General features: G+C 76.2%; 16 protein-coding genes. 14 read left to right on the top strand and 2 right to left on the bottom strand.

The window, feature by feature from the left end:
* Nucleotides 1–15: 15 nt before the first annotated feature.
* From rpsI to ACRYR8_RS07055, 3 genes are all read left to right on the top strand, one after another.
* A complete protein-coding gene (gene rpsI / locus ACRYR8_RS07065) occupies nt 16–513 on the top strand; it encodes a 30S ribosomal protein S9 (protein ID WP_432483564.1) in 498 nt (165 codons plus the stop codon).
* A 115-nt stretch (nt 514–628) separates the two neighbouring features.
* The gene (glmM, locus tag ACRYR8_RS07060) at nt 629–1984 is read left to right on the top strand and encodes a phosphoglucosamine mutase (RefSeq protein WP_432483562.1); all 1356 of its coding nucleotides are present in this window, start codon (nt 629–631) and stop codon (nt 1982–1984) included.
* Between the two features lie 105 nt (nt 1985–2089).
* Nucleotides 2090–3157, top strand: a complete 1068-nt coding sequence (locus tag ACRYR8_RS07055) for a GNAT family N-acetyltransferase (protein ID WP_432483560.1) — start codon at nt 2090–2092, stop codon at nt 3155–3157.
* A gap of 9 nt (nt 3158–3166) precedes the next feature.
* On the opposite strand, the gene coaA is transcribed toward ACRYR8_RS07055, so the two are convergent.
* Entirely contained in the window at nt 3167–4189 is a 1023-nt protein-coding gene (gene coaA / locus ACRYR8_RS07050) for a type I pantothenate kinase (protein WP_432483558.1), read from the bottom strand.
* Nucleotides 4190–4340: 151 nt separating this feature from the next.
* Here coaA and glmS point away from each other — a divergent pair, with 151 nt between their 5' ends.
* The 9 genes from glmS (at nt 4341) to rimI (ending at nt 13907) form a co-directional block, all read left to right on the top strand.
* Nucleotides 4341–6212: a glutamine--fructose-6-phosphate transaminase (isomerizing) gene (glmS, locus tag ACRYR8_RS07045; protein WP_432483556.1), complete on the top strand. Its 1872-nt coding sequence runs from the start codon at nt 4341–4343 to the stop codon at nt 6210–6212.
* Nucleotides 6213–6278: 66 nt separating this feature from the next.
* Nucleotides 6279–6632 carry a holo-ACP synthase gene (locus ACRYR8_RS07040; protein WP_432483554.1) on the top strand — a complete coding sequence of 118 codons (354 nt, stop codon included), beginning with the start codon at nt 6279–6281 and terminating at the stop codon, nt 6630–6632.
* A gap of 107 nt (nt 6633–6739) precedes the next feature.
* Nucleotides 6740–8221, top strand: coding sequence for an NAD(P)H-hydrate epimerase (locus ACRYR8_RS07035; protein ID WP_432483552.1), 1482 nt, complete (start codon nt 6740–6742; stop codon nt 8219–8221).
* Nucleotides 8222–8249: 28 nt separating this feature from the next.
* The gene (gene alr, locus ACRYR8_RS07030; RefSeq protein WP_432483550.1) at nt 8250–9500 is read left to right on the top strand and encodes an alanine racemase; all 1251 of its coding nucleotides are present in this window, start codon (nt 8250–8252) and stop codon (nt 9498–9500) included.
* Complete coding sequence (locus tag ACRYR8_RS07025) at nt 9497–10549, top strand: alpha/beta fold hydrolase (protein WP_432483548.1); 1053 nt, start codon at nt 9497–9499, stop codon at nt 10547–10549. Before alr ends, ACRYR8_RS07025 begins: the two co-directional genes overlap by 4 nt.
* Nucleotides 10546–11064 (top strand): tRNA (adenosine(37)-N6)-threonylcarbamoyltransferase complex ATPase subunit type 1 TsaE, encoded by a 519-nt coding sequence (tsaE, locus tag ACRYR8_RS07020; RefSeq protein ID WP_432483546.1) that lies wholly within the window; start codon nt 10546–10548, stop codon nt 11062–11064. The genes ACRYR8_RS07025 and tsaE overlap by 4 nt, the downstream gene beginning before the upstream one ends.
* Before the next feature lie 57 nt (nt 11065–11121).
* Nucleotides 11122–11799 (top strand): tRNA (adenosine(37)-N6)-threonylcarbamoyltransferase complex dimerization subunit type 1 TsaB, encoded by a 678-nt coding sequence (gene tsaB / locus ACRYR8_RS07015; RefSeq protein ID WP_432483544.1) that lies wholly within the window; start codon nt 11122–11124, stop codon nt 11797–11799.
* A gap of 153 nt (nt 11800–11952) precedes the next feature.
* Nucleotides 11953–13449 carry a GntP family permease gene (locus ACRYR8_RS07010; RefSeq protein WP_432483542.1) on the top strand — a complete coding sequence of 499 codons (1497 nt, stop codon included), beginning with the start codon at nt 11953–11955 and terminating at the stop codon, nt 13447–13449.
* The gene (gene rimI / locus ACRYR8_RS07005) at nt 13446–13907 is read left to right on the top strand and encodes a ribosomal protein S18-alanine N-acetyltransferase (protein WP_432483540.1); all 462 of its coding nucleotides are present in this window, start codon (nt 13446–13448) and stop codon (nt 13905–13907) included. The genes ACRYR8_RS07010 and rimI overlap by 4 nt, the downstream gene beginning before the upstream one ends.
* Nucleotides 13908–13911: 4 nt before the next feature.
* Here the strand turns inward: rimI and ACRYR8_RS07000 are convergent, their stop codons facing one another.
* Complete coding sequence (locus ACRYR8_RS07000; RefSeq protein ID WP_432483538.1) at nt 13912–15093, bottom strand: THUMP-like domain-containing protein; 1182 nt, start codon at nt 15091–15093, stop codon at nt 13912–13914.
* Between the two features lie 236 nt (nt 15094–15329).
* Between ACRYR8_RS07000 and groES the strand changes: the two genes are divergently transcribed.
* A complete protein-coding gene (gene groES / locus ACRYR8_RS06995) occupies nt 15330–15626 on the top strand; it encodes a co-chaperone GroES (RefSeq protein ID WP_012084928.1) in 297 nt (98 codons plus the stop codon).
* A 93-nt stretch (nt 15627–15719) separates the two neighbouring features.
* Nucleotides 15720–17336: a chaperonin GroEL gene (gene groL / locus ACRYR8_RS06990; protein WP_432483536.1), complete on the top strand. Its 1617-nt coding sequence runs from the start codon at nt 15720–15722 to the stop codon at nt 17334–17336.
* Nucleotides 17337–17509 lie beyond the last annotated feature (173 nt).

Below are 17509 nucleotides of genomic sequence, written 5' to 3'. Positions count from 1 at the left end.
TGACTGAGGAGAACCGTGGCCGAGTACACCACCGAGACCGTCGACGACATCACCGAGTCCGACGAGTTCACCGGCACCTACACCAGCGAGTCCGCGCAGCCGCAGACCGGCGGCAGCAGCGTGATCGCCCCCGGCGGGGCCACCGGCCGCCGCAAGGAGGCCGTCGCCCGCGTCCGCATCGTCCCCGGCTCCGGCAAGTGGACGATCAACGGCCGTGAGCTGGACAACTACTTCCCGAACAAGGTGCACCAGCAGCTCGTCAACGAGCCGTTCCGGGTCACCGCGCTCGAGGGGTCCTTCGACGTCATCGCCCGCATCCACGGCGGCGGGTCGTCCGGCCAGGCCGGTGCGCTGCGTCTCGGCGTGGCCCGCGCCCTGAACGCGGTCGACCTCGAGGCCAACCGCCCGGCGCTGAAGAAGGCCGGGTTCCTGACCCGCGACCCGCGCGCCACCGAGCGCAAGAAGGCCGGTCTGAAGAAGGCCCGCAAGGCGCCGCAGTTCAGCAAGCGCTGATCCGTGCCCGCACCCGCGGGCACGCACCAGCTCACACCACGACGGCCCCGGGGGGAACCACCCCGGGGCCGTCGTGGTGCCAGGAGTCATTGGACCGAGTGGGGGACGGACGCACGTGGGGCGGCTCTTCGGCACCGACGGGGTGCGTGGTCTGGCGAACGTCGACCTGACGGCGGACATGGCGCTGGGCCTGTCGGTCGCGGCGGCCACGGTGCTCGCCGAGCCCGGTGGCGCCGCGCACCCGCGCGCGCTGGTGGCGCGGGACCCGCGGGTCTCGGGGCAGTTCCTGTCCGCCGCCGTGGTGGCCGGCCTGGCCAGTGCCGGGGTCGACGTGCTCGACGTGGGGGTCGTGCCCACGCCCGCCCTGGCCCACCTCGTGGACCGGACCGGCGCCGACTTCGGCGTGATGCTCTCGGCGTCCCACAACCCCATGCCCGACAACGGGCTGAAGATCTTCGCCCGGGGCGGCACCAAGCTGCCCGACGAGGTCGAGGACGCCGTCGAGCGGGAGTTCCGCGCCGGCGGCGGCCGCCGGCCCACCGGTGCCGCGGTGGGACGCGTGCACTCCGGCCCCGACGTCGAGCAGGACGCCGCCGACACCTACTCCGCGCACCTGCTGTCCACCCTGCCGAACGGGCTGGAGGGCCTGCACGTCGTCGTGGACTGCGCCAACGGCGCGGCCAGCGCCATCGCCCCGCGGGTGCTGGCCGAGGCCGGTGCCCGCGTCACCACGCTGTTCGCGCACCCCGACGGGTTGAACATCAACGACGGCTGCGGCTCCACCCACCTGGGGCCCCTCACGGAGGCCGTCCTCGAGCACGGCGCCGACGTCGGCATCGCCCACGACGGTGACGCCGACCGGTGCCTGGCCGTGGACGCGGCCGGGCAGGTCGTCGACGGCGACCAGATCCTCGCCGTGCTCGCCCTCGCCCTGCGCGACCGCGGGGAGCTGCACGAGTCCACCCTGGTGGCCACCGTCATGAGCAACCTGGGCCTGCGGCTGGCCATGCGGCGCGAAGGGGTGCGGATGGTCGAGACGGCCGTGGGGGACCGCTACGTGCTCGAGGCCCTCGGCGCGGGCGGCTGGAGCATCGGTGGCGAGCAGAGCGGCCACGTCGTGCTGCCCGCGCACGCCACCACCGGCGACGGCGTCCTGACCGCCCTGCACCTGCTGGCGCGGGTGGCGGGCACCGGCCGGTCGCTGGCCGAGCTGGCCGCCGTCGTGCAGCGCCTGCCGCAGGTCCTCGTCAACGTGCGCGGGGTGGACAAGTCCCGCGCGGGCGCCGACGAGCCCCTGCGCGACGCCATCGCCGCCGCCGAGGCCGAGCTGGGGGAGACCGGCCGGGTGCTGCTGCGACCCAGCGGCACCGAGCCGCTGGTGCGCGTCATGGTCGAGGCCGCGCACACCGCGCACGCGCAGGAGATCGCCGACCGCCTCGCCGGCGTCGTGCAGCAGCGCCTCGCCCTCTGACCCGCAGCGTCCCTCCCCCCTCCCCGCGCGACCCCCGGGGTGGGGGAGGGACGGGCGCCGGAAAACCCCTCGCCGTCGCGGTCGGTGCGCTGGCTCACTGGTGCCGTGCGCATCTGGACCGCCTGCACCGACGACCCGGACCGCTCCGCGTGGGCCGCGGACCACTTCGACGACTGGTACGCGGCGCTGGCCGCCGGGGAGTCCCACGGCCGCGCCGACCCGGCGCTGTGGCAACCCGGGGAGCGGCGCGCCCAGTTCGAGCACGGCACCGTCGACGAGCGCATCCACCTGCTGCTGGCCCGCGGCGCTGACGGCACGCCGCTGGGCGCGGCGGAGGTGTGGCTGCCCGTGCACGACAACCTGCACCTCGCCCTCGTCGACGTCGCCGTCGACCCGGGGCACCGCCGCGGCGGGGTGGGCACCGCGCTGCTGCGCGCGGGCCTGGACGTGGCCGAGGCCGCCGGCCGCACGCGCGTCCGGTCGACCACCGAGCGTCCGGCGGGCGTCGCCGCCGGCGGCTGGCCCGGCTCGGCGGCCGCGGCCGCGTGGGGCTTCACCGTCGGCCAGGCCGTCGCCCGCCGCCAGCTGCAGCTGCCGGTGCCCGAGGGCCTGCTGGAGCGGCTGGAGCGCGCCGCCGCCCCGCACGCCACCGGGTACGCGCTGCGCTCCTGGAGCGGACCCGTGCCCGAGGCGGACGTCGAGGAGCTCGCACGCCTGGCCTCGCGCATGAGCACCGACGCGCCGCAGGGTGAGCTGAGCACCACCCCGGAGGTCTGGGACGCGGCCCGGGTGCGTCGCGGCGAGGAGCTGCGCGCCGCGCAGGGCCGCCGGTGGTGGACGGCGCTCGCGCAGGCGCCGGACGGCGCACCGGCCGGGTACACGGTGCTCGTGAACTCCCGGCACGAACCGCAGCGGCTGCTGCAGCACGACACCCTCGTGGTGCGCGAGCACCGCGGGCACCGGCTGGGACTGCTGCTGAAGGTGGCGTGCCTGCGCGCGGCGCTGCGCGACGTCCCGGGCGCCCGGCGGGTCACGACGTGGAACGCGGTCGCGAACACGCCGATGATCGCCGTCAACGAGGCGATGGGGTTCCGCTGCGACGAGGTCGTCGAGGAGCTGGAGGCTCCGCTGGCCGCCGTGCGCGCCGCGCTGGCCCGGCGGACCGCCCCCTGACGGCCCGGCTCAGATCTTGCGCAGCCGCACCTGCTGCACGGCGTGGTCGGGGCCCTTGCGCAGCACGCACGTCGCGCGGCCCCGGGTGGGGCGCACGTTGCCCACCAGGTTCGGCTCGTTGATGTCCGCCCAGATCCGCTCGGCCCGGGCGGCGGCCTCGGCGTCGCTGAGGGCCGCGTAGCGCCGGAAGTACGACTGCGGCCGGTTGAAGGCCGTGCGGCGCAGTTCCAGGAACCGGGACACGTACCAGGAGCGCACGTCCTCGGTGCGCGCGTCCACGTACAGGGAGAAGTCGAAGAAGTCGCTGACGGCCACGCCCTGCGTGCCGTCGGCGCGCACCCGTGCCGGCTGCAGCACGTTCAGCCCCTCCACGATGAGGACGTCGGGGCGGCGCACCACGGCCTCCTCGCCGGGCACGATGTCGTACGTCAGGTGCGAGTACACCGGTGCACGCACCTCCGCGGCCCCGGACTTCACGGCCGCCACGAAGCGCAGCAGCGCCCGGCGGTCGTACGACTCGGGGAAACCCTTCCGGTGCAGGAGCCCGCGCCGCTCCAGCTCCGCGTTCGGCAGCAGGAACCCGTCGGTGGTCACCAGCTCCACCCGCGGCGTCTCCGGCCAGTGCGACAGCAGCTCGCGCAGCACGCGCGCCGTCGTGGACTTGCCGACCGCCACCGACCCGGCGACCCCGATGACGAAGGGGGTGCGCTGCGACCGCTCGCCCAGGAACGTGGAGGTCGCCGCGTGCAGGCTGCCGGTGGCGCGCTCGTACAGCGTCAGCAGCCGCGACAGCGGCAGGTACACCTCCTCCACCTCGCGCAGGTCGACGCGGTCGCCCAGGCCCCGCAGCCGCGCGACGTCCTCGGCGGTCAGGGTCAGCGGGGTGGCCGCCCGCAGCCGGCTCCACTCCCGCCGGTCCAGCACCACGTAGGGGGAGGTGTCCCGGGAGGTGTCCCGGGGGGTCTCGCGGGAGGGGTCGCCCGGGTCCGGCGCCACCGGCGCCGTCCCGGTCGGGGGTCCGGCCGTGCTCACCGGCGGCACGGTACCCGCTCGCCCCGCCCGCCCCGCCCGCCGCGGCGCGTCACCCGCGCGGCCGGACGGGTGGAGCCGACCGGGTGGTGGGCACAGCACCCGCACACCGCGTTCCCGGCCCGGGCCAGGGAGGGACCGTACGCTGCTGCCCATGTGCGGCATCGTGGGCTACGTCGGGCGACCCGGGGCACCGGGCGCGGCAGGGGGGGACGGCGCAGCCGTCGTCCTGGAGGGGCTGCGGAGGCTGGAGTACCGCGGGTACGACTCCGCGGGCATCGCCGTCGTCACCGGCGACGGGCTGGCGGTGCGCAAGCGCGCCGGCAAGCTGGCCAACCTCGTCGAGCTCCTGGACGCCGACCCGCTGCCCGGGGCCGACACCGCGATCGGCCACACCCGCTGGGCCACCCACGGCGGCCCCACCGACGCCAACGCGCACCCCCACGTCGACGCCGCCGGCCGCGTCGCCGTCATCCACAACGGCATCGTGGAGAACTTCGCGGCGCTGCGCGCCGAGCTGCGCGAGGCGGGTGTGGAGTTCACCAGCGAGACCGACACGGAGGTCGTCGCGCACCTGCTGGGCGCACAGCACCGGCTCACCGGCGACCTCACCGAGGCGATGCGCCTGGTGTGCGCCCGTCTGGAGGGCGCCTTCACGCTGCTGGCCGTGCACGCCGACGCCCCCGGCGTCATCGTCGGCGCGCGCCGCAACTCCCCGCTGGTGGTCGGGCTCGGCGAGGGCGCCAACTACCTCGGCTCAGACGTCGCGGCGTTCATCGCGCACACCCGCGACGCCCTGGAGCTCGGGCAGGACCAGGTCGTCACGATCACCCCCGACGAGGTGAGCGTCATCGGTTTCGACGGTGCACCCGCGCAGGGCCGGCGCTTCCACGTCGACTGGGACGCCTCGGCCGCCGAGAAGGGCGGCTTCCCCAGCTTCATGGCCAAGGAGATCCACGACCAGCCGCAGGCCATCGCCGACACCCTGCTGGGCCGCACCGACGCCGCCGGCCGCCTGCAGCTGGACGAGATGAAGATCTCCGAGGCCGAGCTGCGCAGCATCGACAAGATCGTCGTCATCGCCTGCGGCACCGCCGCCTACGCCGGGCAGGTCGCCAAGTACGCCATCGAGCACTGGTGCCGCATCCCCGTCGAGGTGGAGCTGGCGCACGAGTTCCGCTACCGCGACCCGGTGGTCTCCGACCGGACGCTCGTGGTGGCGATCTCGCAGTCCGGCGAGACGATGGACACGATCATGGCGGTGCGCCACGCCCGCGAGCAGGGCGCCAAGGTGCTGGCGATCTGCAACACCAACGGCTCCACCATCCCCCGCGAGTCCGACGCGGCGCTGTACACGCACGCCGGCCCCGAGATCGCCGTGGCCTCCACCAAGGCGTTCCTGGCCCAGATCACCGCGTGCTACCTGCTGGGGCTGTACCTGGCGCAGTTGCGCGGCAACAAGTTCGCCGACGAGGTCTCCGAGGTCCTGGCCCAGCTGCACGAGATCCCCGGCCAGGTCCGCCAGGTCCTCGACGGCCTGGAGCAGGTCCGCGAGATCGCCCGCTACATGGCCGACACCCGCTCGGTGCTGTTCCTGGGCCGCCACGTCGGGTACCCGGTGGCCATGGAGGGTGCGCTCAAGCTCAAGGAGCTGGCGTACATCCACGCCGAGGGCTTCGCGGCCGGTGAGCTCAAGCACGGCCCCATCGCCCTGGTCGAGCCCGGCCAGCCCGTGTTCGTCGTGGTGCCCAGCCCCCGCGGGCGCGACTCGCTGCACGCCAAGGTCGTCTCCAACATCCAGGAGGTGCGCGCCCGCGGCGCCCGCACCCTCGTCATCGCCGAGCACGGCGACACCGACGTCGAGCCGTACGCCGACGTCGTCATCCGCATCCCGCGCACCTCCACGCTGCTGTCGCCGCTGCTGGCGGTCGTGCCGCTGCAGGTGTTCGCCTGCGAGCTCGCCACCGCCAAGGGCCTGGACGTCGACCAGCCCCGCAACCTCGCCAAGTCCGTCACCGTCGAGTGAGGCGACCCCGCCGCCGGTGGCCCGGACCCCCCGTGGGACCGTGGCCGCCTGCGGAGGGGGTGGGGCGTGATCGTCGGAGTGGGCATCGACGTCGTCGACATCGCGCGGTTCGTGCGGCAGGTGCAGCGCACGCCGCGACTGCTGGACCGGTTGTTCGGCGACGGTGAGCGCGGCCTGCCGGCCGAGTCGCTGGCGGCGCGGTTCGCCGCCAAGGAGGCCGTCGCCAAGTCGCTCGGCGCTCCCGTCGGACTGGTGTGGCGAGACGTCGTCGTCGAGCGCGAGGACGGTCACCGCCCCGAGATCGTCGTGCGGGGCAGCGCCGAGCGCATCGCCCGCGAGGCGGGCGTGCAGCGCTTCCACCTGTCGCTGTCGCACGACGCGGGCATCGCCACCGCCATGGTCGTCGCGGAGGGTCCCTGAGGCGGAGGGTCCCTGAGAGCGCGGCCGGGGAGCGGCCGAGGACCCGCTGAGCCGTTCGGGTGACCCGTCGGCGCGCGCGCGCGGCCCTTCGGTGCCAGGGTCGGGACGTGATCGAAGCGCACGCCACCGCAGACGTCCGCGCTGCCGAACGCACCGTCATGGCCAGCGTGCCCGAGGGCACGCTCATGCAGCGCGCTGCCACGGCCCTGGACGCCGAGTGCGCCGCCGTGCTGCGGGCCGCCACCGGTCGCGTCACCGGCCGGCGCGTCGTCGTCCTCGTCGGCGCCGGCGACAACGGCGGCGACGCCCTGTTCGCCGCCGCCCGCCTCGCCGCCCGCGGCGCCGGCGTCCTCGTCCTGACCACCGCCGACGTCGCGCACCGGGCCGGGCTGGAAGCCGCCGTGGGCGCCGGCGCCCGCGTGCGCCCCTTCGACGACGAGGGGCCCGCGGCCTGCCGGGCCGCGGACCTCCTGATCGACGGGATCACCGGCATCGGCGGGCGCGGCGGGCTGCGCGCCCCCCTGGACGCGCTGCCCGCGGCGCTGGCCGGCGCCGGCGACGACGGCCCCGTCGTCGTCGCCGTCGACGTGCCCAGCGGCCTGGACGCCGACCGCGGTGCCGTGGAGGGCGACGTCCTCGCCGCCGACGTCACCGTCACCTTCGGCACCGCCAAGCCCGCCCACCTGCTGGCCCCCGCGTCCGCCCGCTGCGGCCGCGTCGTCGTCGCCGACATCGGGGTGCGCGAACAGCTGCCCGCCGCCGCGGTGCGCCGGGTGGAACCCGCCGACGTCGCCGCCCGCTGGCGGCGCCCCGGGCCCGGTGACGACAAGTACTCCCGCGGCGTCGTCGGCGTCGTCGCCGGCGGGCCCGACTACACCGGCGCGGCGCTGCTGGCCGTGGACGCCGCGGTGCGCGCCGGCGCCGGCATGGTGCGCTACCTCGGCCCCGAGCACCCCGCCGAGCTGGTGCGCCACCACCGCCCCGAGGCCGTCGTCGGGCCCGGGCGCGTGCAGGCGTGGGTGCTGGGCCCCGGCGTCTCCCCGGACGACGCCGAGCAGCAGGCCCGCGTGCGCGAGGCCCTGGCCTCCGGTGAGCCCGCCGTCGTCGACGCCGGCGCCCTCGCCGGGCTGCCCGAGGGCCTGGGCCCGCAGCACGTCCTCACCCCGCACGCCGGGGAGCTGTCCCGCCTGCTCGGGGCCCTCGGCGAGGACGTCCCGCGCGCCGCCGTGGAGGCGGACCCGCTCCCGCACGCTCGCCGCGCCGCCGTCGCCACCGGTGCCACCGTGCTGCTCAAGGGTGCCGTCACCACCGTCGCCGGCCCCGACGGGCGGGTCCTCACCGCCGCGTCCGCCCCGGCCTGGCTGGCCACGGCCGGCGCCGGGGACGTGCTCGCCGGCGTGCTCGGCGCCGCCCTCGCCGCGCGGGCCGACGACCTCGCGCAGGACCCGGCGCTGGCCGCGGAGGTCGCCGCCGACGCCGCGGTGCTGCACGGCTGGGCCGCCGAGCTGGCCAGCGCGGGCGGGCCGTTGAGCGCGCTGGACGTGGCCGAGGCGGTGCCGGCGGCCCTGACGTCGCTGCCCGGCTGGTAGGCGGTCGGGGCCCGGTACCGTCGGGAGGGTGGGTTCACCCGTGGAGGAAGCCGCGCCGCCGACCGACGACCCGGCCGCCGGCGCGCCCCGAGCCGACGGTCACGCGCCGCCCGAGCCGTCGCCGGGGTTGCCGGCCGAGGCGGTCGTCGACCTCGACGCGATCTCCGGCAACGCCGGCGTGCTGCGCGGACGCCTGGGCGGCGCGCAGCTGATGGCCGTGGTCAAGGCCGACGGGTACGGGCACGGCGCCGTCCCCGCGGCTCGCGCGGCGCTCGCGGGCGGCGCGGCGTGGCTGGGCGTGGCGCACGTGCACGAGGCGCTCGCGCTGCGGCGGGCCGGCATCAGCGCGCCCGTGCTGGCGTGGCTGCTGACCCCCGGGCTGGACCTGACCGCGGCCGTGGCGGCGGACGTGGACCTGTCGGTGGCCGCGCCCTGGTCGCTGGGGGAGGTCGCCGCCGCCGCCCGCGTCACCGGGCGCACCGCTTCGATCCACCTGGAGGTCGACACCGGCATGTCCCGCGGCGGTGCCTCCCCGGCGCTGTGGGCGGACCTGCTGGACGCCGTCGCGGGGCACGTCGCGGAGGGTTCCGTGCGGGTGCGCGGCACCTGGGCGCACTTCGCCTCCGCCGACACCCCCGGTGACGCGTCGGTGGACGCGCAGCTGGAGGCCTTCAGCGGCGCGGTCGCCGTCGCCCGCGCCCGCGGGGTCGACCCCGGCCTGCTGCACCACGCCAACTCCCCGGCGGCGCTGTTCGACCCGCGCGCCCGCTTCGACCTGGCCCGCTGCGGCATCGCGCTGTACGGGCTCAGCCCGGCGCCGCACGTGGCCTCGTCGGTGCAGCTGGGGCTCGTGCCGGCGATGACGCTGACGGCGCGGCTCGCCCACGTGCGCTCGGTGCCTGCCGACGCGGGCGTCTCCTACGGCCTCACGCACCGCACGCCCCGTGCCACCACGCTGGGCCTGGTGCCCGTCGGGTACGGCGACGGGCTGCCGCGGCACGCCTCCTCGCGCCCCGGCGGCGGCGGGGCGGTGCTCGTGGCCGGGCGGCGCCGGCCGGTGCTGGGACGGGTGTGCATGGACCAGGTGGTCGTCGACCTGGGCGGCGAGGCACCGGCCCCGGGCGAGCCGGTGGTGCTGTTCGGCGCGGGCGAGGCCGCCGGCCGGCCGGCCGAGCCCACGGCGCAGGACTGGGCCGAGGCGGCCGGCACGATCGCCTACGAGGTCGTCACGCGCATCGGCCCGCGTGTGCCGCGCCGCTGGACCGGGGGCACGGCGTGAGGGTCGCCGGCGCGCTGCGACCGCGGCGGCGCGTCGCGGTCGCCCGCGAGGAGGTGCAGCCCCTGGCCGGGGAACCGGTCGAGGTGGAGACCGACGACGGTGCGCGCCTGCACGTGGAGGTCGACCCCGCCGACCCCGCGCAGGTGGTCCCGGGCGCGCCGACCGTCGTGCTGTGCCACGGCTACGGGCTGTCGGCCGACGCCTGGCACTTCCAGCGCCTGGCGCTGCGCGGCCGGCACCGGCTCGTCCTGCCCGAGCACCGCGGTCACGGCCGCTCCACCCGGGGGCCCGCCGGGCCGGTGGGGGTGGCGCGGCTGGCCGACGACCTGGGGCAGGTCCTCGACGTCGTGGCGCCGACCGGCCCGCTGGCGCTCGTGGGCCACTCCCTCGGCGGCATGACGATCATGGAGCTGGCGGTGCGCCGGCCCGACCTGCTGGAGCGCACCCGCGCCGTCGGCCTCGTCGCCACCAGCTCCGGCGGGCTGGCCGCCTTCGACCACGGGCTGCCGCTGCTGGGGCGTCACCTGGTGCGCTGGGCGGAGCAGGCGCTGCAGCGCACCGCGGAACGCGCCGACGTCCTGGAGCGCGGCCGCCGGCTCGGCGCGGACGTCGAGCAGCGCCTGGTGTCGCACTGGTCCTTCGCCTCGCCGGTCTCCCCTGAGGTGGAGCGGCTGGCCGCTCGGATGATGGCCGGCACCTCGGTGGGGACCATCGCCGACCTGCTGCCGGCGTTCGGCACCCTCGACGAGACCGAGGCGCTGGTCGCGCTGGCCGGGCGGGCGGTGCTGGTGATCGCCGCCGAGCGGGACCTCATGACGCCCGCCGCGCACGGGCGCACCATCGCCGACGCGGTCCCCGGCGCCGAGCACGTGCTGGTCCGGCAGGCGGGGCACCTGGTGATGCTCGAGCACCCCGCCGTGGTCACCGCCCGGCTGGAGCGGCTGCTGGCGCGCGCCGCCGGGGACGTCGAGCACGGCGGGCGCGGCGGGGGCGACGAGGTCGTCCTGCCGGTGGCCGCCCGCTCGCGCCCGAGGCGGGTGCGGCGGTGAGCGCCCCGCTGGAGCTGGAGCTGCCCACCGCGGAGGCCACCGGGGAGTTCGGCCGCCGCCTGGGGGCGCTGCTGCGCGCCGGGGACCTGGTGGTCCTCTCCGGCGACGTGGGGGCGGGCAAGACGACGATGACCCGCGGTCTGGCCGAGGGCCTGGGCGTGCGGGGTCCCGTCACCTCCCCGACGTTCGTCATCGCCCGCGTGCACCCCTCGCTGCGCGGCGGCCCGCCGCTCGTGCACGTGGACGCCTACCGGGTCGGTTCCCTGGCGGAGGTCGACGACCTCGACCTGGACGCCGACGCCGCCGAGGCCGTCACCGTCGTGGAGTGGGGGGCCGGGCTGGTGGAGGACCTGACCGGGCAGCGCCTGGAGGTGCACCTGGAGCGCCCGCACGGCGCGGTGCCGGTGGGGGAGTCCGGGGAGGTGCCGGTGGAGCCGCGCACCGCGCGCGTGGTCGCGCACGGCGCGCGGTGGGCCGGCGTGGACCTGGCCGGTGCCCTGGCGGCGGGCGGGTGAGCGGCGGCGCGCCTCGCGGGTGAGGGGCTCCGGCCGCCACGTCATAAGCTGCCCGGCGTGCTGCTGCTCGCCCTGGACACCGCCACCGACGGGGTCGCCGTGGCGCTGCACGACGGCACCCGCGTGCTGGACGCCCGCCGCGCCGGTGACGCCCGCCACCACAACGAGGTGCTCGTCCCCACGATCGCCGAGGCGCTGGCCGCCGCCGGCCGCGAGCGCGGCGAGGTGACCGACGTGGCCGTGGGCGTGGGGCCGGGCCCGTTCACGGGCCTGCGGGTGGGGCTGGTCACCGCCCGCACCCTGGCGCTGGCGTGGGGGGCGGCGCTGCACGGGGTGTGCTCGCTGGACGCGCTGGCCGCGCAGGCCCTCGCGCAGGGCGCGGTGCCCGCGGAGGGGGAGTTCCTCGTCGCCACCGACGCGCGCCGGCGCGAGGTGCACACGGCCCGCTACCGCGGCGAGGGCGGCCGCCCGGTGCGCCTGGCCGGCCCGGACGTGGCGGCGCCCTCGGCGGTGCAGCGCGACGGGCTGACCGTGGTGGGGCGCGGTGCCGCCCTGTACCCCGACGCGCTCGGACCGGCCGGCCCGCTGGCGGACGTCGACGCGGGGTTCCTCGCCCAGGTGGCCGTCGACGCGCTCGCCGGGCGCGGCGGGCCGGGGCTGCTGCCGGCCGAGCCGCTGTACCTGCGGCGGCCGGACGCCACCGAGCCGGGGGCCCGCAAGCGCGTCACCGCGTGAGCGGGCGCGCGGTCCGGCCGACGCGCCGGTGATCGGCAGCGGTTGACACCGCCCGGAGGAGTGGGAGGGTGTGATCGCCGCCGCGACCCGTCGGCGGTCCGCCCGACCGGGCACCGCCCCAAGGACAGCGCCGTCCCCGTTCCCGGAGGCCCCATGGACGCCGTCGAACCCGCCTACGGCACCGCCACCCTGCTGCTCATCGCAGCCGGTGCCGTGGCCGTGCTCCTGCTGCTCATCATCAAGTTCAAGCTGCACGCCTTCCCCGCGCTCGTGCTCGTCAGCGTCCTGACGGCCGTGGCGACGGGGATCCCCACCGGCGAGATCGTCGACACCCTCAGCACGGGCTTCGGCGGCACGCTCGCCAGCGTGGCGCTCCTCGTCGGGTTCGGCGTCATCATCGGCCGCCTGCTGGAGGTGACCGGGGGCGCGCAGGTGCTCGCCGACACCCTGATCGCCCGCTTCGGGGAGAAGCGCGCCCCGCTGGCCCTGGGCGTCGCCTCGCTGCTCTTCGGGTTCCCGATCTTCTTCGACGCCGGCTTCGTCGTCTTCCTGCCGATCATCTTCTCCGTGGCCCGGCGCTTCGGCGGGTCGGTGCTGCGCTACGCGCTGCCCGCGGCCGGCGCCTTCGCGATCATGCACGCGTTCGTCCCGCCGCACCCCGGGCCGGTCGCCGCGGCCGAGCTGCTAGGGCTGAACGCCGACATCGGCCTGCTCATCCTCGTCGGCTTCGTGCTGGCCGTGCCCACCTGGTTCGTCTCCAGCTACCTGTTCGGCCTGTGGGCGGCGAAGCGCACGGACGTGCCGCTGCCGGCGGAGTGGGCCGGGCACGCCGCGAAGGCCGGCGGGGACCACGGCACCAACCGCGAGTCCTCCACCGGGGCGGGCAGCGGCAGCGCGGCGGGGGCGGTCGGCGACGGCCGCGACGACGAGCCCGCGGTCGGCGGGGACGAGGGCCTGCCCGGCCCGCCGCCGTCGTTCGGCACCGTCCTGTTCCTGCTGCTGCTCCCGCTGGTGCTGATCTTCCTGAACACCGGCCTGAACACGCTGGCCACGGCGGGCAGCGTCGACGGGGACGCCGGCTGGGTGCAGACGCTGCGCCTGATCGGGCAGACGCCCATCGCGCTGCTCATCGCGGTGCTGGTGGCGATGGTCGTCCTGGGGCGCGGCCGCTTCGACAAGGGCACCGTGGAGGACCTCGCCAACGGCGCGCTCGGCCCGGTCTGCGCGATCATCCTCATCACCGGCGCGGGCGGCATGTTCGGCTACGTGCTGCGCACCAGCGGCATCGGTGGCGCGCTGGCCGACACCCTGGAGGCCGCCGGCCTGCCGATCATCCTGGCGGCGTTCATCATCTCCCTGGGCCTGCGCGTGGCGCAGGGCTCGGCCACGGTGGCGCTGACCACGACGGCCGGGCTCATCGCCCCGGCCGTGCAGGGAGCGGGCCTGTCGTCGCTCGACCTGTGCTTCGTCGTCATCGCCATCGCCGCGGGTGCGACGGCCCTGAGTCACGTCAACGACTCCGGCTTCTGGCTGGTGGGGCGCTTCCTCGGCATGGACGTGCCCACGACGCTGCGCACCTGGACCGTGATGGAGACGATCATCGGCGTCGTCGGCTTCGCGCTGGCCTGGCTGGGTTACGTGCTGCTGTGACGACCGTGCTCGCCCCGGAGAGGCTCCTCGCGCCGATGCGCTGGTGGCACGTGGCCGACGTGCAGCGCCTGGAGGCGGACCTCTTCGGTCCCACCGCCTGGTCGGTGGAGACGTTCTGGGGCGAGCTGGCGGCGCCGGGACGCACCTACCTCGTCGCGCTCGAGGGCGAGGAGGTCGTCGGCTACGCCGGGCTCGTGGTCTCGGGCGCGGACGCCGACGTGCAGACCATCGGCGTGGCGCGCAGCGCGCAGGGTCGCGGGCTGGGCCGGGCGCTGCTGCGCGAGCTGCTGGCTGCGGCCCGCGCCGGCGGCGCGACCCACGTGCTGCTGGAGGTGCGCGCCGACAACGAGCCGGCGCAGTCGCTGTACGCCTCGGAAGGGTTCGGGACGATCGCCCGCCGGGCGCGCTACTACCAGCCGGGCGGGGGCGACGCCCTCGTGATGCGCGCGCGGCTCTGACGACTCAGCCGATCGGCTCGACGACGAGCACCGACTGGCGCCCGGCCACCCGGGTCAGCACGATCGTCGCCGCCACCGAGCCCTTCAGGGCCAGCTGCTTGCGCAGCACGTCCGGGTCGACCGCGGTTCCGCGCTTCTTCACCGTCAGCGGCCCCACGTCGCGCTCGCGCAGGTGGCGGCGCAGCGCCTTGAGCCCGAAGGGCAGCACGTCCCGGACGGCGTAGGAGCGCGTGAACGGCGTGCTCGCGGGGCCGTCGGTGGTGACGTAGGCGATCGTCTCGTCCACCAGTCGGCCGCCGAGCTGCTCGGCGACGGCGCCGACCAGCCCGGCGCGGATGACGGCGCCGTCGGGCTCGTGCAGGTGCGAGCCCACGGGGCCGACGGCGGGGACGGGGTTGGCCGAGTCGTCCAGCTCGAAGCGCCCGCCGGCGCGCAGCACCAGGGCGCTGCGCGCCACGCCGGGGCGGGCCAGCGGCCCGCACCACAGCGCGGACTCCACCACGTCGCCGTCCACGGAGGTCCACTGCGCCTCCGCCCCGGCGGGCACCAGCTCGTGCGGCAGGCCGGGGGCGAGCTTGGCGCCGGTGGCGGGCACCCGCGCGGCGGTGGCGAGCACGAACGACAGCGGGGGCGAGGTGGCTTCGGGGTCGAACAGGCGCCTGCCGCCGGTGGTGCGCCGGGCCGGGTCGAACCAGGCCCCGTCACCGGGGCCCAGCTCGTCGACGACGCCGGCGGTCACGTCGGCGCAGCGGACCTCCGCGCGCCCGGCGAGGTTGGCTGCGGCCACCGCGGCCGTGCCCGGGTCGGCGTCCACGGCGAGCACGGCCAGGCCCGCGTCGGCCAGGGCGAGGGCGTCGGCGCCCACGCCGCAGCCGAGGTCGGCGACCCGCCGCACCCCCGCGCCGGCGAAGCGCTGCGCGTGCTCGGCGGCGACGACGGCGCGGGTGGCCTGCTCCACGCCGGCGGCGGTGAGCAGCAGCCCGTGCGCGCGGGGGCCGAGCTTGGCGGCGGCGCGCTCGCGCAGACGCGCCTGCGTCATGGCCAGGGCCACCAGCGCGGGTTCGTGCCCCTCGCGGCGCAGCCGCTGCCCCAGCGCCAGCGGGTCGGCCGGGCCGGCCGCGGTGAGCAGGTCCAGCAGCGCGCGCCCGGTGGGGGAGGTCAGCGCGGCGACGTCGGCGGGGTCCACCCGCCCGACTGTGCCAGCACCCCCACCCGGCCGGTCGCACCGCGGGGGGCGTCTCTGGCACTCGGGGAGTGGGAGTGCTAACTTCTGTCGCAGCGTCGGTGGCACTCCCCCGAAGGGAGTGCCAGCACGCGAGGCGGCGCCGCCCGGCACCCGCGACGACGGGCGGGCACCAGCTTCGCACCCGGCCACCAGTACGCCAGATCCGTACCGAGTACGCAGAAGGGGAGGGCCGCTCAGTGTCGGTCTCCATCACTCCGCTCGAGGACCGCATCGTCGTCAAGCCGCTCGACGCGGAGCAGACGACCGCTTCCGGTCTGGTCATCCCGGACACCGCCAAGGAGAAGCCCCAGGAGGGTGAGGTCCTGGCCGTGGGCCCGGGTCGCGTCGACGACAACGGCAACCGCGTGCCCGTCGACGTCGCCGTGGGCGACAAGGTCATCTACTCGAAGTACGGCGGCACCGAGGTGAAGTACGGCGGCGACGAGCTGCTGATCCTCTCGGCGCGCGACGTCCTCGCCAAGGTCGCCAAGTAAGCAGCAGCAGGACCTGACGCCCCGGGCGCCCGGCGACACCGGGTGCCCGGGGCGTCCGCCGTTGCCGCCAAGAGATCTGGAAGGAACACGCACATGGCCAAGCAGCTCTCGTTCAACGAGGACGCCCGCCGCTCCCTGGAGCGCGGTGTCGACGCCCTCGCCAACGCCGTCAAGGTGACCCTGGGCCCCCGCGGCCGCAACGTCGTCATCGACAAGAAGTGGGGTGCGCCGACGATCACGAACGACGGCGTCACCATCGCCCGCGAGGTCGAGCTCGAGGACCCGTACGAGAACCTCGGCGCGCAGCTCGCCAAGGAGGTCGCCACCAAGACGAACGACGTCGCCGGTGACGGCACCACCACCGCGACCGTCCTGGCGCAGGCGATGGTCCACGAGGGCCTGCGCAACGTGGCGGCCGGCGCGGCGCCGTCCGCCCTCAAGCGCGGCATCGACGCGGCCGTCGAGGCCGTGAGCGACGAGCTGCTCAAGCTCGCCCGCGACGTCGACGGCAAGGGCGACATCGCCCACGTCGCCACCATCTCCGCGCAGGACCCGGCCGTCGGCGAGCTGCTCGCCGACGCGTTCGACAAGGTCGGCAAGGACGGCGTCATCACGGTCGAGGAGTCCTCCACGACCGCGCTGGAGCTGGACTTCACCGAGGGCATGCAGTTCGACAAGGGCTACATCTCGCCCTACTTCGTGACCGACGCCGAGCGCCAGGAGGCGGTGCTGGAGGACGCGTACGTCCTCGTGCACCAGGGCAAGATCTCCACGGTCACCGAACTGCTGCCGCTGCTGGAGAAGGTCCTGAAGACCTCCAAGCCGCTGCTGATCATCGCCGAGGACGTCGACGGCGAGGCCCTGTCCACGCTGGTCGTCAACAAGATCCGCGGCACCTTCAACGCCGTCGCGGTGAAGGCTCCCGGCTTCGGCGACCGCCGCAAGGCCATCCTGGGCGACATCGCCACCCTCACCGGCGGCCAGGTCGTCGCCGAGGAGGTCGGCCTCAAGCTCGACCAGGTCGACCTGGACGTGCTGGGCACCGCCCGCCGCATCGTCGTCACCAAGGACGACACCACGATCGTCGAGGGCGCCGGCGCGTCCGACGAGGTCGCGGGCCGCGTCGCGCAGATCAAGGCCGAGATCGAGCGCACCGACTCGGACTGGGACCGCGAGAAGCTCCAGGAGCGCCTCGCGAAGCTGGCCGGTGGCGTGGTCGTCATCAAGGTCGGCGCGCACACCGAGGTGGAGCTCAAGGAGAAGAAGCACCGCATCGAGGACGCCGTCTCCGCGACGCGCGCCGCGATCGAGGAGGGCATCGTCGCCGGTGGCGGCAGCGCCCTGACCCACGCGGTGCGGGTCCTCGAGGGAGCCCTGGGCAAGGAGGGCGACGAGGCCACCGGCGTGAAGCTGGTGCACCGCGCCGCCACCGAGCCGCTGCGCTGGATCGCCGAGAACGCCGGTCACGAGGGCTACGTCGTGGTCGAGAAGGTCCGCGACCTCGAGCCCGGCAACGGCCTGAACGCCGCCACCGGCGAGTACGTGGACCTGCTGGCCGCGGGCGTCATCGACCCGGTCAAGGTGACCCGCTCGGCGCTGGTCAACGCCGCGTCGATCGCCTCGATGGTCCTGACCACCGACACCCTGGTGGTGGACAAGAAGGAGGAGGAGCCGGCGGCTGCCGGTCACGGTCACGGCCACGGCCACTGACCCCTCCGCACGACGAGAGGCCCGGTCCCCCGAGGGGGCCGGGCCTCTCCGCGTGTCCCCGCCGGTGCCGCGGGGAACGGGTGTCTCGTCGTGCTGGTCGTCGTGGCGCGCGCCGCACACCGCACCACACCGTGCGCGGCCGCGCCGTCCGACGCAGGCGGGCCCCCGCCCGC

Source organism: Kineococcus esterisolvens (assembly GCF_050871405.1).
Lineage (GTDB): Bacteria > Actinomycetota > Actinomycetes > Actinomycetales > Kineococcaceae > Kineococcus.
Note: the sequence above shows the minus strand (reverse complement) of the source record. Positions and strands in the feature narration are given on the sequence as shown.